General features: G+C 63.3%; 14 protein-coding genes. 8 read left to right on the plus strand and 6 right to left on the minus strand.

The features are described from left to right. Positions 1-30: 30 nt before the first annotated feature. Entirely contained in the window at positions 31-291 is a 261-nt protein-coding gene (locus SSKA14_RS02710) for a hypothetical protein (protein ID WP_040006872.1), read from the plus strand. Positions 292-359: 68 nt separating this feature from the next. Then, on the plus strand, positions 360-899 hold the full coding sequence (locus SSKA14_RS02715; RefSeq protein ID WP_008264992.1) for a pseudouridine synthase: 540 nt from the start codon (positions 360-362) through the stop codon (positions 897-899). A gap of 73 nt (positions 900-972) precedes the next feature. Here SSKA14_RS02715 and SSKA14_RS02720 read toward each other — a convergent pair whose 3' ends face one another. Together SSKA14_RS02720 and hrpB are read right to left on the minus strand one after the other, a co-directional pair. Then, positions 973-1,347 (minus strand): hypothetical protein, encoded by a 375-nt coding sequence (locus SSKA14_RS02720; RefSeq protein ID WP_008266133.1) that lies wholly within the window; start codon positions 1,345-1,347, stop codon positions 973-975. A gap of 135 nt (positions 1,348-1,482) precedes the next feature. Next, positions 1,483-3,987, minus strand: a complete 2,505-nt coding sequence (gene hrpB / locus SSKA14_RS02725) for an ATP-dependent helicase HrpB (protein ID WP_008266803.1) — start codon at positions 3,985-3,987, stop codon at positions 1,483-1,485. Positions 3,988-4,054: 67 nt separating this feature from the next. On the opposite strand from hrpB, the gene SSKA14_RS02730 reads away from it, so the two are divergent. Next, a complete protein-coding gene (locus SSKA14_RS02730; protein WP_008265112.1) occupies positions 4,055-4,852 on the plus strand; it encodes a TatD family hydrolase in 798 nt (265 codons plus the stop codon). 66 nt (positions 4,853-4,918) lie between these two features. On the opposite strand, the gene SSKA14_RS02735 is transcribed toward SSKA14_RS02730, so the two are convergent. The 4 genes from SSKA14_RS02735 to SSKA14_RS02750 form a co-directional block, all read right to left on the minus strand. Beyond that, on the minus strand, positions 4,919-5,818 hold the full coding sequence (locus SSKA14_RS02735) for an NAD-dependent epimerase/dehydratase family protein (RefSeq protein WP_040006874.1): 900 nt from the start codon (positions 5,816-5,818) through the stop codon (positions 4,919-4,921). Next, positions 5,815-6,753: a 2-dehydropantoate 2-reductase gene (gene panE, locus SSKA14_RS02740; RefSeq protein WP_008267389.1), complete on the minus strand. Its 939-nt coding sequence runs from the start codon at positions 6,751-6,753 to the stop codon at positions 5,815-5,817. The genes SSKA14_RS02735 and panE overlap by 4 nt, the downstream gene beginning before the upstream one ends. A 240-nt stretch (positions 6,754-6,993) precedes the next feature. Beyond that, positions 6,994-7,785, minus strand: a complete 792-nt coding sequence (locus tag SSKA14_RS02745; RefSeq protein ID WP_008267475.1) for an ABC transporter permease — start codon at positions 7,783-7,785, stop codon at positions 6,994-6,996. Then, entirely contained in the window at positions 7,782-8,750 is a 969-nt protein-coding gene (locus SSKA14_RS02750; RefSeq protein WP_019336751.1) for an ABC transporter ATP-binding protein, read from the minus strand. Before SSKA14_RS02750 ends, SSKA14_RS02745 begins: the two co-directional genes overlap by 4 nt. A gap of 85 nt (positions 8,751-8,835) precedes the next feature. Between SSKA14_RS02750 and SSKA14_RS02755 the strand changes: the two genes are divergently transcribed. The 5 genes from SSKA14_RS02755 (at position 8,836) to SSKA14_RS02775 (ending at position 15,498) form a co-directional block, all read left to right on the plus strand. After that, complete coding sequence (locus SSKA14_RS02755) at positions 8,836-9,597, plus strand: ferredoxin--NADP reductase (protein WP_008265023.1); 762 nt, start codon at positions 8,836-8,838, stop codon at positions 9,595-9,597. A 66-nt stretch (positions 9,598-9,663) separates the two neighbouring features. Continuing rightward, positions 9,664-10,998, plus strand: a complete 1,335-nt coding sequence (locus SSKA14_RS23710) for a site-specific integrase (RefSeq protein WP_125899101.1) — start codon at positions 9,664-9,666, stop codon at positions 10,996-10,998. Then, the gene (locus tag SSKA14_RS23715; RefSeq protein ID WP_125899102.1) at positions 10,995-12,992 is read left to right on the plus strand and encodes a hypothetical protein; all 1,998 of its coding nucleotides are present in this window, start codon (positions 10,995-10,997) and stop codon (positions 12,990-12,992) included. Before SSKA14_RS23710 ends, SSKA14_RS23715 begins: the two co-directional genes overlap by 4 nt. After that, positions 12,992-14,995, plus strand: coding sequence for a hypothetical protein (locus SSKA14_RS23720; RefSeq protein WP_125899103.1), 2,004 nt, complete (start codon positions 12,992-12,994; stop codon positions 14,993-14,995). Before SSKA14_RS23715 ends, SSKA14_RS23720 begins: the two co-directional genes overlap by 1 nt. After that, positions 14,992-15,498, plus strand: coding sequence for a hypothetical protein (locus tag SSKA14_RS02775; RefSeq protein WP_049459868.1), 507 nt, complete (start codon positions 14,992-14,994; stop codon positions 15,496-15,498). Before SSKA14_RS23720 ends, SSKA14_RS02775 begins: the two co-directional genes overlap by 4 nt. Positions 15,499-15,516 lie beyond the last annotated feature (18 nt).

Below are 15,516 nucleotides of genomic sequence, written 5' to 3' on the forward strand. Positions count from 1 at the left end.
GGGTTCAATCGTATTCAAGGACATGGACTGTTGAAGAAGATCCTTTACATCGCTGTCGCGGTACTGGTGCTGACGCGGCTGATCGATTTCGTGTTCTACGGCGGCCACGCCCATGACCTGGTCGGGGCCGCTGGTTTCGGAGTGCTGTTCGCCGGCATCCTGCTGGAAGAACGTGCACGCAGCGCCGGCCCGCCCTCCGCACGCCTGCGGCGCCGTGCCAACATCATCGCCGCCTGCGGCATCGCGCTGGTGCTGGGGTCGTTCCTGCTGGAATGGAAGGTGTTCGGCTGAGCCGGCGGTGATCGCGGCGGCGGCGCGGGAATGGGACAATGCCGTACCCGCCGCCTGCCGCACCCGCGATGCTGATTGCCTTCAACAAGCCCTTCAACGTGCTCTGCCAGTTCACCGATCGCAGCGTGCCGCCGCGGCCGACCCTGGCGGGATTCGGCCTGCCGCCGCGGGTGTACGCCGCCGGTCGCCTGGACCACGACAGCGAGGGCCTGCTGCTGCTGACCGACAACGGCACGCTGGCGCACAAGCTCACCGACCCGAAGCACAAGGCCGACAAGACCTACTGGGTGCAGGTGGAGGGAACGCCCAGCGACGAACAGCTGCAGCAGCTGCGCGACGGCGTGCTGCTCAATGACGGGCCGACCCTGCCGGCAAAGATCGAACGCCTCGATCCAGCGCCCTCGCTGTGGACACGTGATCCGCCCGTGCGCTTCCGCAAGACCGTGCCCGATGCGTGGCTGGCGATCACGATCCGCGAGGGCCGCAATCGCCAGGTGCGGCGGATGACCGCGGCGGTGAACCTGCCGACACTGCGGCTGGTGCGGGTGGCGATGGGGCCGTACCGGCTGGACGACCTGCAACCGGGGCAGTGGCGGCAGATCGGCTGAACACACCCGCAGAAACGGAAAGGGCCGGAGCGCCTCCCGTGGAAGCGGTCCGGCCCTGGCAACCCGCAATGCCTCAGGCGTCGCTGCCGATATCGCTATGCTCGTCAACCACGGTGGCATTGCGGCGGTCACGTGCGCTGATGCGCTGCGCCTGCCCATTCACCACGTGGCCATTGGCGGCCTTCTTCTTCTGCTGCTTGCGGTACAGCGCATAGCCCAGCAGGCCGACACCCACCGCGGCTGCGGCCACCGCCACTGCCGGGTTGCGGCGCACGAACTTGGTGGCGGCCTTGCCGCCGGTCTTCACTGCGCCGATGGCGGCACCGGTCTTGATCCAGTCCGCATTGCGCAGGCTGCCACCGGCGCTCTTCAGGCCATCGCCGGCGGTGTGGGCCAGCTCCAGGGCGCGCTCCAGGGCGCGGTCGGTGATTACAGTCAGCTTGCTCATGCGGGGGTCCTTTGCCTCGGGTCGAAGTCCAGTGTCGCGTGTTGCCCGTAAACGGTATGTCAGGCGGGGCGGTGCGTGGCGTGACTCCAGCGCAGCCATTCAGGATCAGGAAGGGTCTGCAGCCGGCACGACCGGTCAGGTCCCGCGCGGCTTGGCCCGGTGCGTCGCGGTGGCCGTCCACGGATCATCCGGCCACGGATGACGCGGGTAACGGCCCTTCATTTCCTTCTTCACTTCGGCGTAGGTGCTTTCCCAGAAGTTTCGCAGGTCCTGGGTGACCTGCAGCGGGCGGCCGCCGGGCGAGAGCAGGTGCAGGGTCAACGGCACGCGGCCATCGGCGATGCGTGGGGTATCGGCCAGGCCGAACAGTTCCTGCAGCTTCACCGCCAGCACCGGCGGCAGTGGTTCGCCGTTCTCGCTGTCCAATGCATAGGTGATCGGCCGCTCCAGTCCGGACGGCACGGTGATGCGGGTCGGCGCATGACGTTCAATCAGTTGCCGCTGCGACCACTCCAGGGGCGACTTCAGCGCCTCGCCGAAGCTGGATTCATCCAGTGCATCCAGTCGCGTCTTGCCGGCGAACGCGGGTTGCAGCCATTGCGCGCGGTTGGCCAGCAGGGCGGCGTCGCTGCAATCGGGCAGTTCCAGTTCCGGCATCCAGCGCCGCAGCGATTCCACCCGTGCCTGCCACTGGCGCAGGCCCTCGGTCCACGGCAACGCCTGCAGGCCGAGCTCGGCCACCGCGTCGGTCAGCGCCTGCGCGGCGTGCTGCGGATCGACACGGCCGGCCGAGCGGCTGTCCAGCACGATGCGGTCGAAACGGGTCTCGCGCAGCGCTACCAGGGCGCGACGCTCGCTGTCCCAGCGCACTACATCTTCGGTCACGAAGCGTTCCGGCCACGCCGTGCGCAGCTGGCCTTCATCCACCGGCGCGGCGCGCAGCAGCAGTGCATCGCGCGCTTCAAAGCGCAGTTCGCTGGCCACCAGCCAGGGTTCGCCGCGCAGGTCGCTCAGTTCGTGCAGGCGTGCACTGCGGCCATTGGCCAGCAGGTAGCGCAGCGGATCGTTGGGATGCTGGACGCCAATGCGGTCGGGGAAGGCATGTGCAAGCAGGTCACCCAGCTCGTGCGCCTCGACGCTGTTGGGCGGGGTGGCCTCGCAACGCAGGCGTCGGCGCCACTGCTTGGCGGCCGCATCGATGGCGGCCAGCCCGCTGCGGTTGGCATCGCCCGGCGCACGGCCATTGCGGAACGCCGCCAGCGCCCGCCAGCGCGCCGCCAGCGCGTCACCGCCCTGGCGCAGCGGATCGCGTGCCTCCAGCAGTGCGGCCAGATCGGCGGCCAGCGCCTGCGCACGTGCATCCGGCGCGGCCAGCAGCATCGCCGCCATGCGCGGATGCGTGCCCAGCGCCAGCACACGGCGACCGAGCGCGGTGATCGCGCCGGACTCGGACAGCGCGCCCAGTCGTTGCAGCAGTTCGCGTGCCGCGCCCATCGGGCCAGCCGGCGGCGGGTCGAGGAAGCGCAGGTCGCTGCTGCCCCAGGCCGCCAGTTCCAGTGCCAGCCCGGCCAGTTCCACCTGGTCGATCTCGGCGCGGCGCTGTGGTTCCAGCCGCTGCGACTGCGGCCACAGCCGCCAGGCCACGCCCTCGGCCACGCGCCCGGCACGGCCGGCGCGCTGGTCGGCCGAGGCCTGCGCAATGGCGACCACATCCAACCGGGTGAAGCCGCTGTTGGGGTCGTAGCGCGGTTCGCGTGCCTGGCCGCTGTCGATCACCACGCGCACACCGGGCAGGGTCACCGAGGATTCGGCCACGTTGGTGGCCAGCACCACGCGGCGGCGGCCATCACTGGCGGCCTGCAGTACGCGTGCCTGCTGCTCCACCGGCAGCTCGCCGTGCAGCGCCAGTACCTCGACGCTGCCCTCCAGCGATTCCTGCAGGCCGGCCTGCACGCGCGCGATCTCGCGCTGGCCCGGCAGGAACACCAGCAGGTCGCCGGGATGCTCGGCCAGCGCCTGCTGCACCGCGCGGCGCACCTGTAGTTCCAGTGCTTCGTCGCGACGCGCCGGGAAATGGCTGATCGCCACCGGGTAGCTGCGGCCCTCGCTGCTCAAGCGCGGTGCATCGAGGAAGCGCGCCAGGCGCTCGCCATCCAGCGTCGCCGACATCACCACCAGGCGCAGGTCGTCGCGCAGTTGCGCCTGCACGTCCAGCGCCAGCGCCAGGCCAAGGTCACCACTGAGGTGGCGTTCATGGAATTCATCGAACAGGATCGCACCGACGTCTTCCAGCATCGGGTCGTCCTGCAGCATACGGGTCAGGATGCCTTCGGTGACGACCTCGATGCGGGTGCGCGCCGAGACCTTGTTCTCGAAACGGATGCGGTAGCCGACCGTGCCGCCGACCTCTTCGCCCAGCTGCCGCGCCATGAACAGCGCCGCGCTGCGTGCGGCCACCCGCCTCGGTTCCAGCAGGATGATCTTCCGTCCCTGCAGCCATGGCGCATCCAGCAGCGCCAGCGGCACCTGGGTGGTCTTGCCGGCGCCCGGCGGGGCTTCCAGCACCAGCCGCGGCTGTGCGGCCAGGTGCTGCTGGATCTGTGGCAGCAGTGGGGAGATCGGGAAGAGCGGGGCGTTCATGTGCAAAGGATAAGGGGCCACGGCGGGCGCAGGTACAATGCGCGGGCACTTTTCCCCCGCGATGACCATGCACCTGATCGATATCGGCGCCAACCTGACCCACGACTCCTTCGACCGCGACCGTGACGCCGTGCTGGACCGCGCGCGGCAGGCCGGCGTGGTGCAGATGGTGATCACCGGCGCCAGCCGCGAGCACTCGCCGCTGGCCCTGCAGCTGGCGCAGCAGCATCCGGACTTCCTGTACGCCACCGCCGGCGTGCACCCGCATCACGCGGTGGAGTACACCGAGGAATGCGATGCCGAGATGCGCGCGCTGCATGCCCACCCGGAGGTAGTGGCGGTGGGCGAGTGCGGGCTGGACTACTTCCGTGATTTCTCGCCGCGCCCGGCCCAGCACCGCGCGTTCGAACGCCAGCTGCAGCTGGCCGCAGACAATGGAAAGCCGCTGTTCCTGCACCAGCGCGACGCGCACGCCGATTTCATGGCGCAGATGAAGAACTTCGAAGGGCGCATCGGCCCCGCGGTGGTGCATTGCTTCACCGGCGAACGCGATGAACTGTTCGATTACCTGGACCAGGACTGGTACATCGGCATCACCGGCTGGTTGTGCGATGAGCGCCGGGGCGCGCACCTGCGCGAGCTGGTGAAGAACATCCCGGCCAACCGCCTGATGATCGAAACCGATGCGCCGTACCTGCTGCCGCGCACGCTGAAGCCGCTGCCGAAGGACCGCCGCAATGAACCGATGTTCCTCTCGCACATCGTGGAGGAACTGGCACGCGACCGTGGCGAGGACGTGGCGCAGACTGCAGCCAATGCGACCGCGGCGACGCGTGCGTTCTTCCGCCTGCCCGACGCCGGTTGATCCGGTAGTGCCGGCGGCTGGCCGGCAATCAGACGGTAGTGCCGGCCAGCGGCCGGCACTACCGGTTCAACCGCGAAGATCCGTATCTGCCAAGGCGCGCAGCCCTTCCCGATACGTCGGAAACTGCGGCTCCCAGCCCAGCGCTTCACGCGTGCCATGGCTGTCGATGCGCTTGTTGCTTTCGTAGAAGCGCCGCAAGGTCGGACCCAGCAACGGGTCGTCCCACGCCACGGCAGGCGGCATCGCAAAACCACCCAGCTGCGCGGCGAAGGCCAGCACGTCCTGCGGCGGTGCCGCCTCGTCATCGGACGGCAGATACACGGCATGGAGTGTGGGCCGCCGCATCGCAGCGATGATCACCGCCGCCAGGTCCTGCACGTGCAGCCGGTTGAACACCAGGCCTGGCCGCACCACATGGCGTGCGCGCCCCTGTGCCAGCTGCAGCAGCGCATTGCGTCCAGGCCCATACAGGCCGGGCAGGCGCATCACTGCCGACGCGATGCCGCGTTCCTCCGCAAGTGCACGCCATTGCGCTTCGGCGAGCCGGCGCTGCACGCCCGCGATCCCCGTGGCATCCGCCACGCTTGTATCGTCGATCCAGCCGCCCGCCCGGTCTGCGTACACCGAGGTCGACGATAGATAGCCGACCCAGCGCAGCGCGGGGCTGGCCTGCAGTGCCGGCAGCAACAGGCGCAGTGCAGGATCGCCTTCAGCGTCGGGTGGCACGCTGCACAACACGGCGTCGGCCTGCGCTACTTCGTCGAGCAGAGCCGGTGACAGTGTCGCGTCGGCGCGCAGTTGATGGCGCCGCACGTCGTCGTGCGGTGCCGAGGCGGGATCACGCACCGTGCCGGCCACATGCACGCCCCGCGCCTGCAGCTGCGCGGCCAGCACGCGTCCGCTCCAGCCCAGGCCGAGGATCAGCACCCTGGTGGGCAAGGCAGCTGCGGGCGAGGCGAGGCTCACGCGCTGCGCAGCGCCTGGTAGGCCTGCAGGCTGCTGTAGGCGACCTGCAGCAGCAGGGCTTCCTGGTCGGCCTTGCGGGCGCGCGCCAGCATGTCGCCGACGATCTGTTCGGCCTCCACCTGCTGGCCGGCTTCCAGATCGCGCAGCATCGACGCCTTCAGCGCTGAACCCGCCTGGGTCAGCGTGCCGCGTGCGGTCTCCTGCGCAGCATCGGGAACCGGCTCACCGGCCGCTTCGGCCACGGCCAGGCATTCGTCGTACAGGCCTCGCACGATGGCCTGCCCATCATCGGTGGCGACGATGCTGCCGATATCCGCGCGCAGCAGGCAGGTGGCCGCGGCCAACGCGGTCAGGAAGGTGTACTTGATCCACTGCTCCTGGCCGATGTGTTCGCTGGCCAGGTGCTCGAGGCTGGCCTGCGCACAGGCGGCGGCGAAGGCCTGCACGCGCGCGGAGATCGTGTCGCCATCACGTTCGCCAAAGGTGAGCTTGGCGGGCTTGCCCAGATGCAGCACCGCGCCGTCGGCCGCCTTGGTTGCGCTGATGAAGCACAGGCCGCCGAGCACGGCGTCGCGGCCGAAGCGCGCGTCCAGCACGTTGTAGTGATGCAGGCCGTTGAGGATCGGCAGCACGGTGGTGCTCGGCCCCACGGCCGGGGCGATCGCGTCGATCGAGCTGTCCAGGTCGTAGGCCTTGCAGCTGAGGATGACCAGGTCGAAAGGCTTCTCCGCAGCCAGTGCGGGCAGGGCGTCGGCAGTGACACGCTGCACCGGGAAGCTGGCATCGCCCAGCGGGCTGCGGATGACCAGGCCGTCGCGCTCCAGCTGGGCGGCGCGTGCAGGGCGCACCAGGAAGGTCACGTCCACGCCAGCCTGGGCCAGCCGACCACCGAAGTAACCGCCGGTACCACCGGCGCCGAGAATCAGGATGCGCATTGCACGTTCACCGTTTCTGGGGGAATCAGGCCTGCGATTGTGCCGGAGATTGCTGGCAAAAAAGAGCCGAGCATGGGCTCGGCTCTACGGGCAGTACCTTGTCCACGCATGGCGTGGACCTACCGTGTCGACCAAGGTCGACACCCACCCTGCCATCCCGCGGAATGCATGCTGTTGCTTTTGTCGTTGCCGTTGAAGTTGATTCAGCAGGTGCAGGGCCGCAGGCCCTGCACGCCAAACTCAACTACGCATGCCCACGCCACGGCGCAGCAGCCACAGCGCCAGCGCCGTCAGCACCACCACGAAACCGATCATCAGCCCGTAGGCCATCGGCAGCGGCACGTCGCTGCTGCCCAGCAGGCCATAGCGGAACGCATTGACCATGTAGAAGATCGGATTCGCGTGCGTGGCCGCCTCGGCCCAGCCCGGCAGCAGCTTCACCGAATAGAACACGCCGCCCAGATAGGTCAGCGGGGTCAGGATGAAGGTCGGCACGATCGCCACGTCATCGAACTTCTTCGCGTACACCGCGTTGATGAAGCCGGCCAGCGAGAAGATCGTCGCGCCCAGGATCACCGTGGTCAGCATCACGATCGGGTGCGGGATGCGCACCGGGGTGAAGAACATCGCGATGATCAGCACGATCACGCCCACCATCAGGCCACGCAGCACGGCACCGGCCACGTAACCCCACAGGATCACCCAGTTCGGCATCGGGCTGACCAGCAGTTCCTCCACGTGGCGGCCGAACTTGGCGCCGAAGAACGAGGAGCTGATGTTGCCGTAGCTGTTCTGGATCACGCTCATCATCACCAGGCCCGGCACGATGAACTGCATGTAGGTGTAGCCACCCATGTCACCCACGCGCGACCCGATCAGGTTGCCGAAGATCAGGAAGTACAGGGTCATGGTGATCGCCGGCGGCACCAGGGTCTGGCCCCAGATGCGCATGATGCGGGCGACTTCGCGGCGCACGATGGTCATCAGCGCGACGCGGTTGCGCTGGCCGTCGGTCAGCTCGGTGGTGCTCATGCGGAGGTCTCCAGGTTGCCGGTGAGGCGCACGAACAGCTCCTCCAGGCGGTTGCTCTTGGTACGCATCGAACGCACGCGGATGCCGGCCTCGTTGAGCGTGGCGAACACGCGGTTGAGGTCCATCGCGCGCGGCATGTCGATGTCCAGCGTATGCGGGTCCGGTGCGGTCAGGGTCGCGCCCTCGATCACCGGAAGCTGCGCGGGCAGCTCACCGTCGATGTCCAGCAGGAAGCCTTCCACGTCCAGCTTGGCCAGCAGGGCGCGCATCGGGCCCTGCTCGACGATCTGGCCGTGGTTGATGATCGCCAGGTGGCGGCACAGGTACTCGGCTTCTTCCAGGTAATGCGTGGTGAGGATGATCGTGGTGCCGGCCGCGTTGATCTCCTTGAGCACGCGCCACATGTCGCGGCGGATCTCGATGTCCACGCCGGCGGTCGGCTCGTCCAGGATCAGCAGGCGCGGGCGGGTCATCATCGCGCGCGCGATCATCAGCCGGCGCTTCATGCCGCCGGACAGCGTGCGGCTCATCACCTGGGCCTTCTCCCACAGGTGCGCCCGCTTCAGTTCCTCTTCGGCACGCTGCTCCGCTTCCTCGCGCGGCACGCCGTAGAAGCCGGCGTAGTTCACCAGGATGTCGAAGGGCTTCTCGAACAGGTTGAAGTTGATCTCCTGTGGCACCAGACCGATCAGGCGCATGGTGGCGCTGCGGTTGCGCACCAGGTCGCTGCCGAACACCTCCACCTGGCCCTCGCTGAGGTTGACAAGGGAACTGATGATGCCGATCAGGGTCGACTTGCCGGCGCCGTTGGGGCCGAGCAGGGCGAAGAAGTCGCCCGGGGCCACTTCCAGGGAAACCCCTTTCAGGGCCTGGGTGCCGTTGTCGTAGGTCTTGCGCAGGTCGCGCACGCGCAGGGCGGGCGCCATATCGTTCTGGGATGCCAAGCTCGAAGCCTTCGCGCCCATGGGCTGGCGCTGGAGAGGGGGCGGGGAGGGGCTATTATAGAAGACCCCGAGGGCTTGCCCCGGCTACACACTGTCCCGAAAAGTCGTGCCTGTTCAATTCCCCCTCAAGCTGGTCGGCCGCCGCATGCTGGCCCCGACCGTCGGCCACTACCAGTTCGTGCGTGACGACGGACAGCCGCTGGATTTCCAGCCGGGCCAGTTCATCCAGGTCCATTTCAGCTACGCCGACGGCACCGAAACCAAGCGCAGCTACTCACTGGCGACCATCCACGACCACGCGCTGGGCCCGGGCGAGGCGGTGGATATCGCGGTCAGTTTCGTGCCCGGCGGTGCCGCCACGGCCCTGTTCGAGGCGCTGGAGCACGGCGGCCAGGTCAATGCGTCCGGCCCCTATGGCCGCTTCTGCCTGAATCCCGGTGACCACAACGCCCGCTACCTGCTGATCGCCACCGGTACCGGCGTCACGCCCTACCGCTCGATGCTGCCGCTGCTGGAAACGGCCATGGCCGAGCGCGACGTGCAGATCGTGCTGCTGCAGGGCGCGCGCAGCCCGGGCGAGCTGCTGTACAGCGAAGACTTCTACAGCTTCGCCGAAAAGCACCCGAACTTCCGTTATGTTCCGTGCCTGTCGCGCGAACTGCCGGCCGATCCGCACCCGGACGTGCAGCACGGCTACGTGCAGCAGGCGCTGGCTGGCTTCACACCGGACCCGGCCACCGACATCGCCTACCTGTGCGGCAACCCGGACATGGTCGATGCCTGTGCCGAGCTGCTCAAGGCCGCCGGCCTGGGCAACCCGCAGATCCGCCGCGAAAAGTACGTAAGTTCAACCCCTTCAAAGGCTTAAGTGGCCTATTGACCTTGGCGAACAGCGGGCGTACCGTCCGCTGCAGGTCAGCTCGGAGTCAATCCGATGCAAGTGGTTATGCCCCCTGAGGGAGCCTTTGCACACGCGCCTAAGTTGCAGCATGTACCGATTCTGATCGGTGACGATGGCTCATACCCAATTGAAGCCAACCGCTACCTCGATGAGCGCAGCAACGGGGAATGGCAACTTCCTCGCGACCGATCAAAAGCAAAAGCTGAGAGTGAGCTCTTTTACGGGCCCATCCCAACCTTGCGCTCGCGAAGAAACATGGCCGCAAGGCTTTCTATTTTTCTCGAATGGTGCATAGACCAAGCCACTGATTGGCGAGAAATTTCCTACAACGAGAATATCCTTCATCAGTATCAGCCGGCACTCCTGAGTGGAGACGGCTCCCCGAGTGGGAGGCAGTTGGATCCCGCTACAGTTAACCTCTACGTCAATGAGGCGTGTCTATTTCTGACCTGGGCCAGCGAGCGCGGCTATCGCCTGCCCATGCAGATACCTGTAAGAAAAGTTGCATACACCTACATATCGCCCACAAGCTCGCAAAGCGGAACACTGCGCTCAAAGACTGTGCGGATCGGGTCTCTAACTGCGCCGGAAGCTCCGATCATCCTCCCTCCTGACAGGGAGGTTGAGATGTGGTTGAAGTCGATTTCGGTGCGTGCGCCCGTAAAAATTCTGATCTTCGAGCTGATCATCCGTTCTGGCCTCAGGATCTCGGAAGCCAATCAACTACGGGTCACCTGTTTTCCAGCAAAAAGAACGAGCGAGAGAACCAACTGGCAACCCGACTGGATATTGGCTGGTGAGGTTCCGCTAGTGCTCAAGTATGGCACTAAGGGAGGCAAGGTCAGTCCTGGGTCAGACCTTGGCACAAGATGGCGTACGGTATTTGTGCCACTAGATCTTGCCGAAAGGATCTGGCACTACATTTCGGTGATTCGACCGACCCAGCTGACGAGATATCACATTGGTGATAGGAAACACACCAAGCGGACAGATCGTCTGTGGCTTGGAGAAGGTGTGAACCGACCTGTGAGCAATGAGATGCTTCGCCGGATTTGGACTTCCGATCGGCATTGTCCCAAAGGATGGCACCCTCATACAGGAAGGCACCATTTTGCGGTGGAGAAGATCTGCGCCCTGACGCGGGCGCAGTTGGCCCTCGCAGGCAACTCAGAGCTGAGTGGTGCTGACTTCGGTTGGTTGCATGGGCTCATGGCCGGACAGGTAAAGATGCTTCTCAGTCCGCTTATGGGGCACGTTGATGAGCGCACGACGATGCAATACTTGCGCGCTGCGGTAGCCAAAATTGGTCGTGATCGAGGGCATCCAGCAATTCGTTGGAATGCGATCATCGACGAGGCATTGACGTGAGAGCGCGTGAAGATACAGGGGGAATGCCTGGGAAATGGGTGGTGCCCTGTACACATCCGGACCTCATTAGCACGGGGAAGATCTATGACTTCTCGATTCTGGCGACTGGTGCAAGTGATGCCCCGCCCATTGCCGCAGTCAGGCATTCCTGGAAGGGGGGATTCACTGGTAGGCCGGAGCTGCTGCGCGATCTATGGCCTACGCTGAGCGCGAGTATTGAAGGCATCGCATCAGACGGTGCAGCTGCAAGAAGGGGGGCACTGGTGTCCTTCTGGAGATTCCTCGATGCACTTGAGGGATACATGGCCTCAAATGGAATTCCATTCAAACGGGTGGTTAGACTTCGCGATCTGACATCCCGGCACGTTGCCCTCTACACAAGCCCGGGTCCGGAGGGTGCATGGGATGCCACTATGGACAGCAGAGCTGCCGTCGTCCGCGCGATTATAAAGACCGCGATTAGCTACCATGAACTTCCAGAGCTAGTACTTCCAGTTTTCAGGATAGCCTCGAATCGCCGCGAGACCCCATCCGAAGAGCACGGATTGGCCGTCATTAGGCTGCTACGAGCGGAGGCACTGAAGGTTCTACAGCGGTGGAGGAGAACGGACAGACTCATTCCTCAAGGACGCGATCTGATCGAGTTGTACAGAGAGAATCCTGAGTTCATGAATGCCCCCGACTTCGTATGTACGGAAGCGGATGCGCACGCGACCTATCGCGCGCTCATAAGGCTGACGGGAAATCCAGTGCCTCGGCGATCTCAGTTGTTGGCGATCTTCGGCAAGCGCATCAAAAGACTCCCAAGCTGGTGGGCGCACTACCCCGATGACCACGAACGATCAGGAAGCGAGGTCGGCTGGCACGATCTGGTTGCCGGAACCTATCCTACTAGCGCAGATGTCTCAATTTTCTTCCTGCTCTTTGTAGCGCGGAGCGCCTGGAACCCCGCAACCGCAGCATCCATGAACTTGAGCGACTGGACGGCAGTCTATGATGAGCAGCATGCATGGATCTATGCGCCTAAGGACCGGGCCAAAGGGACCGCGCAATGGACTGTGTCACGGGTAGGCGATGCGACGGGCTGTCATTCGTTAGTTGAGCTTCTTCTGAAGCGGACAGAAGGGCTTCGAGGCCATATCGAAAGAAACCCGCGCCTGTGCCCTCTCCCAGACGTTGTCGCTCGTAGTCCATGGGTGGGCGTAACAGTGCGCGGACGGCGACAAGGGGTGTATGTAGTAAATCCCCGCACAACTCGAACTGCAAACAACTGGCTCGCCTCTCTGATAGAGCAACTCGATGACGGCACCCGTACAGCTTCCGAGACCATGTCAATTGGACAGTTCAGAGATGTCGCCGCGGCTGCGATCTTCAAGGATTCTCAATACTCGAACTGGGTAATGATGGTACTACTTGGTCACAAGAACCTCATGACCACTAGGCACTATGGCTACCGAAGATCTTCTTTTGAGGAATCCTTCTCGCTTGTGTCCGAAGTGATTGATGACTTGTTCTCCCAGCTTCGGGTCAATCGTGTGTTCGACGTAGCCTTGACGAGGGCGAAGCTCGCAAAGTTGGACGTCAGTGAAGCCGAGATCGAAAAGCTGAATCAAGCACGCCGTCATAAGACCTACGACGGAAGCGGATGTGCAGATCCTTACAGCCCGCCAGCAGTCATTGATCCAGGCAATCCGAGAGATGGATGCACTCTATGCGTCCAGCAGCATAGGTGTGCTTCCAGCGGCTGCCCCAACTGTTTTGTGTTCACGGACAGCCTGGACTTCATCTGCCGGCGTGTGGCAGAGCTAGAGGCAGTTCGGACCTCCGTAGGAATGGTTCGGTTCGATGCTGGATCAGATGCAAGTGACCTGGCGCGGCTTCGCCTAACCGTTCTTCAATGGCCAGCAGATGCAGTGAAGTTCGCCATTGATAAGTGGGCGGCAAGGATAGCCTCCGGTGAGCACATGCCAATCTACTTCGCAGGGCAGCACTGATGAAAATGGTCAACCGGTCTCTAGTAGCAGGCAACCATGAACTCCTAGCTCCTGACGTGGAGGTGTCGCTACTGTCGATTAGTCCGAATGAGCTGAGGTTGGCGCCGGAGGCAAAGCTGAAGCAGCTTCAGAAGCTTGTTGGAATGGGGGACAACTGGGGCGTTCTTCGTATTGACGACGAACATCAGTCTGGCCTACGGACCTCTGATCTCGATCTAAGGCTCTATTCTGGAAGGGGCAAGACGTGCAAGGGGAAGCACTCACCCTTCGTAGTTCGAGAGCTTATGAGGCTGGCGATCACGATGGCGATAATTCCAGGCAAAACCGGGAAGGTGTATAGATACACAACGATCCGGACGCTCATTGCCAATCTTAAGAGGGCGATCCAGCGTACAAATGTACGTCCAAGCTCCAAGAGACTCTGGAGCCTGGTCGAACGCGCTGGCCTGACGCAGAAGTACTCTGACTGCCTTGGGGTGGTTGAGTACTACCACCGACTGGGGTGTCTTCCCGATGGCCCCGCGCCCATGCGTCCAACGGTTCATGGAATGAAGGCTGCGCGAGATCGAACGGGTGAACCTGAGCATACAATCCCGGTCAGCATAGCGAAACCTCATCAGCCATACTCAGATGAGTTCGTCTCTGAAGCAGGCTCGATGGCACTGGTGATGATCGAAGTCGTTGGTCCTACTTTGTTGGATGCCGTAGAGGCCGCACTCGCCGCTACTGAAACTACTCGTGATCTGAAAGACGGTCCCTCGCCATCTCCCAGTCGCCGAGCTGCTCGCGTAAGCAATGCTGTGATCCGGTCATGGGAATGGCGGGGGCCTGACGGGGAGCCGCTTAGGGATGCCCCGCTTCAATTTTCGATGAAATCCGGGCGAAGTGGAAAAACCGTCGCATGGCCGCCTCGGACGTTACCCCAGGCCTTGCGCCTGATAGTGGTTCTACAGGGTGCACACGCTTTTCCGGTGGCTCTTTCTGGCGGTCCCCGACATGGTGAACTGCTAACGATGCAGATCGGCTCGCTTGGCAAGCGAGGTGGTTCCAGTGTTTACGAGTTCAGAACCTGGAAGTTTGAGAATCCCGGAGGGAGGCAGAGTGAAGCGCCAGCGCCGTCAATTGCCATTCAAGCGATTCTGCAGCAAGAGCGCCTAGCGAACATTTTTCGACGGCACCACGGCCTAAAGGGGAACGGCCTGTGGGTTTCCCCAAGATATCCAGATAAGGTGCCGAGCCTTGCGCATGTGTTCAATAGCTTCGTGGAGATACTTGGCCTGGAGCGCTGGCTCACCGATGGTGGTATGAACCCGCATCGATTCCGAAAGACCCTCGCTCGAATTGTTGCTCTAGCGCTTGTCCATGCGCCAAAGATTTTGATGGATGTCTTTGGGCACAGGGATGAACAAATGACAATCATGCGCTACATACTTTCGGATCCAGGAATTCTTTCCGAAGTACAGCAAGTTGTACGTGAGATGCTTATTCTAAAGGGAGTGGAGGCGATCAATAAGGCTGATGAGGTTCAGGGGGCCGGCGCAGAGAAGCTACGGGGGCGTGTGGCGCTGTTCGCGCGCCGGCTGGGTAAGTCCGCCCTTGATCCGCAGAACATCAGGGAGTTCGCCCGCGCGATGACTGCTGAGGGCTCTTCTTGGGCAGTTGTCGCACCAGGAATAGTGTGTACGAACTTCACCGATGGAGGCCTTTGCAACAAGGGGCATGGTCAGGCTAATCCACACTACTGTCATCCTGCATGTGAGAATCAGTTGATTCTCCCTGACGACGAGGATAAGGCGTCCAGAAGCGTTGTTCAGGCCATCGAGACAGTTCAGTACAATCTTGAGTTGCTAGAGCACGCTTTCGTGGATGATGACGTTATGCTCATTGCTCAGTTCCGGGGGCAGATCAAGTCCGTGCTCGGCAGGTGGAAGAAGGTGGACGAATACTTCTCGAAGAGCAGTTTGCTGACGCGCCTCGTACCCAATGTGGTACTTCTGAAATGAGACAAAAGAAGAGTCTTGCCGAGCTTGGAAAGGAGCGGACGGAGGCGTTCGTTGCACGCCTTCGATCAACTATGGCCGAGATTGACAGGGAGATATCGGAGAACGACGGAGTGTATCCACGGAACTCTGGTCGGCTGAATGTTGCAGAGCTGTGTCGGCGGGCAAAGGTAACAGCGGTATCGCTGCACGGAGAGAAGCATGCCGGCACCACAAAGCTCGAGGTGCAGGCCTGGCTCACGAAACTTCGAGTGGACGTTCCTACGAGCGTGAAGGCCGCCAGACGAAAGTCCTACTCACAAAGGCTGGGATGGAAAGAGAGGTACGACGGTATTTCTGCGCAGTTCAAGAACATGTACTCGATCGAGGTGGTGCAGCGAGATGCAAAGATCGCCGCCTTGAAGAAGGAGATTTCTGAGCTGAAGTCACAGATCAAGAAGCAGCGCGAGGCGGGCTCAAGGGTGGTTGGAATCGAGAGCGGGAGAAGGAGAAAAGCGAGTTCGTAATAGGGCATCTCGCAAGCT

It is taken from the genome of Stenotrophomonas sp. SKA14, from assembly GCF_000158575.1.
Lineage (GTDB): Bacteria > Pseudomonadota > Gammaproteobacteria > Xanthomonadales > Xanthomonadaceae > Stenotrophomonas > Stenotrophomonas forensis.

What these genes read in the sequence shown, in the direction of transcription:
- SSKA14_RS02715 (WP_008264992.1), top strand. Translation starts at nt 360, where the DNA reads ATGCTGATTGCCTTCAACAAGCCCTTCAACGTGCTCTGCCAGTTCACC.
- SSKA14_RS02720 (WP_008266133.1), bottom strand. Translation starts at nt 1,347, where the DNA reads ATGAGCAAGCTGACTGTAATCACCGACCGCGCCCTGGAGCGCGCCCTG.
- hrpB (WP_008266803.1), bottom strand. Translation starts at nt 3,987, where the DNA reads ATGAACGCCCCGCTCTTCCCGATCTCCCCACTGCTGCCACAGATCCAG.
- SSKA14_RS02730 (WP_008265112.1), top strand. Translation starts at nt 4,055, where the DNA reads ATGCACCTGATCGATATCGGCGCCAACCTGACCCACGACTCCTTCGAC.
- panE (WP_008267389.1), bottom strand. Translation starts at nt 6,753, where the DNA reads ATGCGCATCCTGATTCTCGGCGCCGGTGGTACCGGCGGTTACTTCGGT.
- SSKA14_RS02745 (WP_008267475.1), bottom strand. Translation starts at nt 7,785, where the DNA reads ATGAGCACCACCGAGCTGACCGACGGCCAGCGCAACCGCGTCGCGCTG.
- SSKA14_RS02750 (WP_019336751.1), bottom strand. Translation starts at nt 8,750, where the DNA reads ATGGGCGCGAAGGCTTCGAGCTTGGCATCCCAGAACGATATGGCGCCC.
- SSKA14_RS23710 (WP_125899101.1), top strand. Translation starts at nt 9,664, where the DNA reads ATGCAAGTGGTTATGCCCCCTGAGGGAGCCTTTGCACACGCGCCTAAG.
- SSKA14_RS23720 (WP_125899103.1), top strand. Translation starts at nt 12,992, where the DNA reads ATGAAAATGGTCAACCGGTCTCTAGTAGCAGGCAACCATGAACTCCTA.
- SSKA14_RS02775 (WP_049459868.1), top strand. Translation starts at nt 14,992, where the DNA reads ATGAGACAAAAGAAGAGTCTTGCCGAGCTTGGAAAGGAGCGGACGGAG.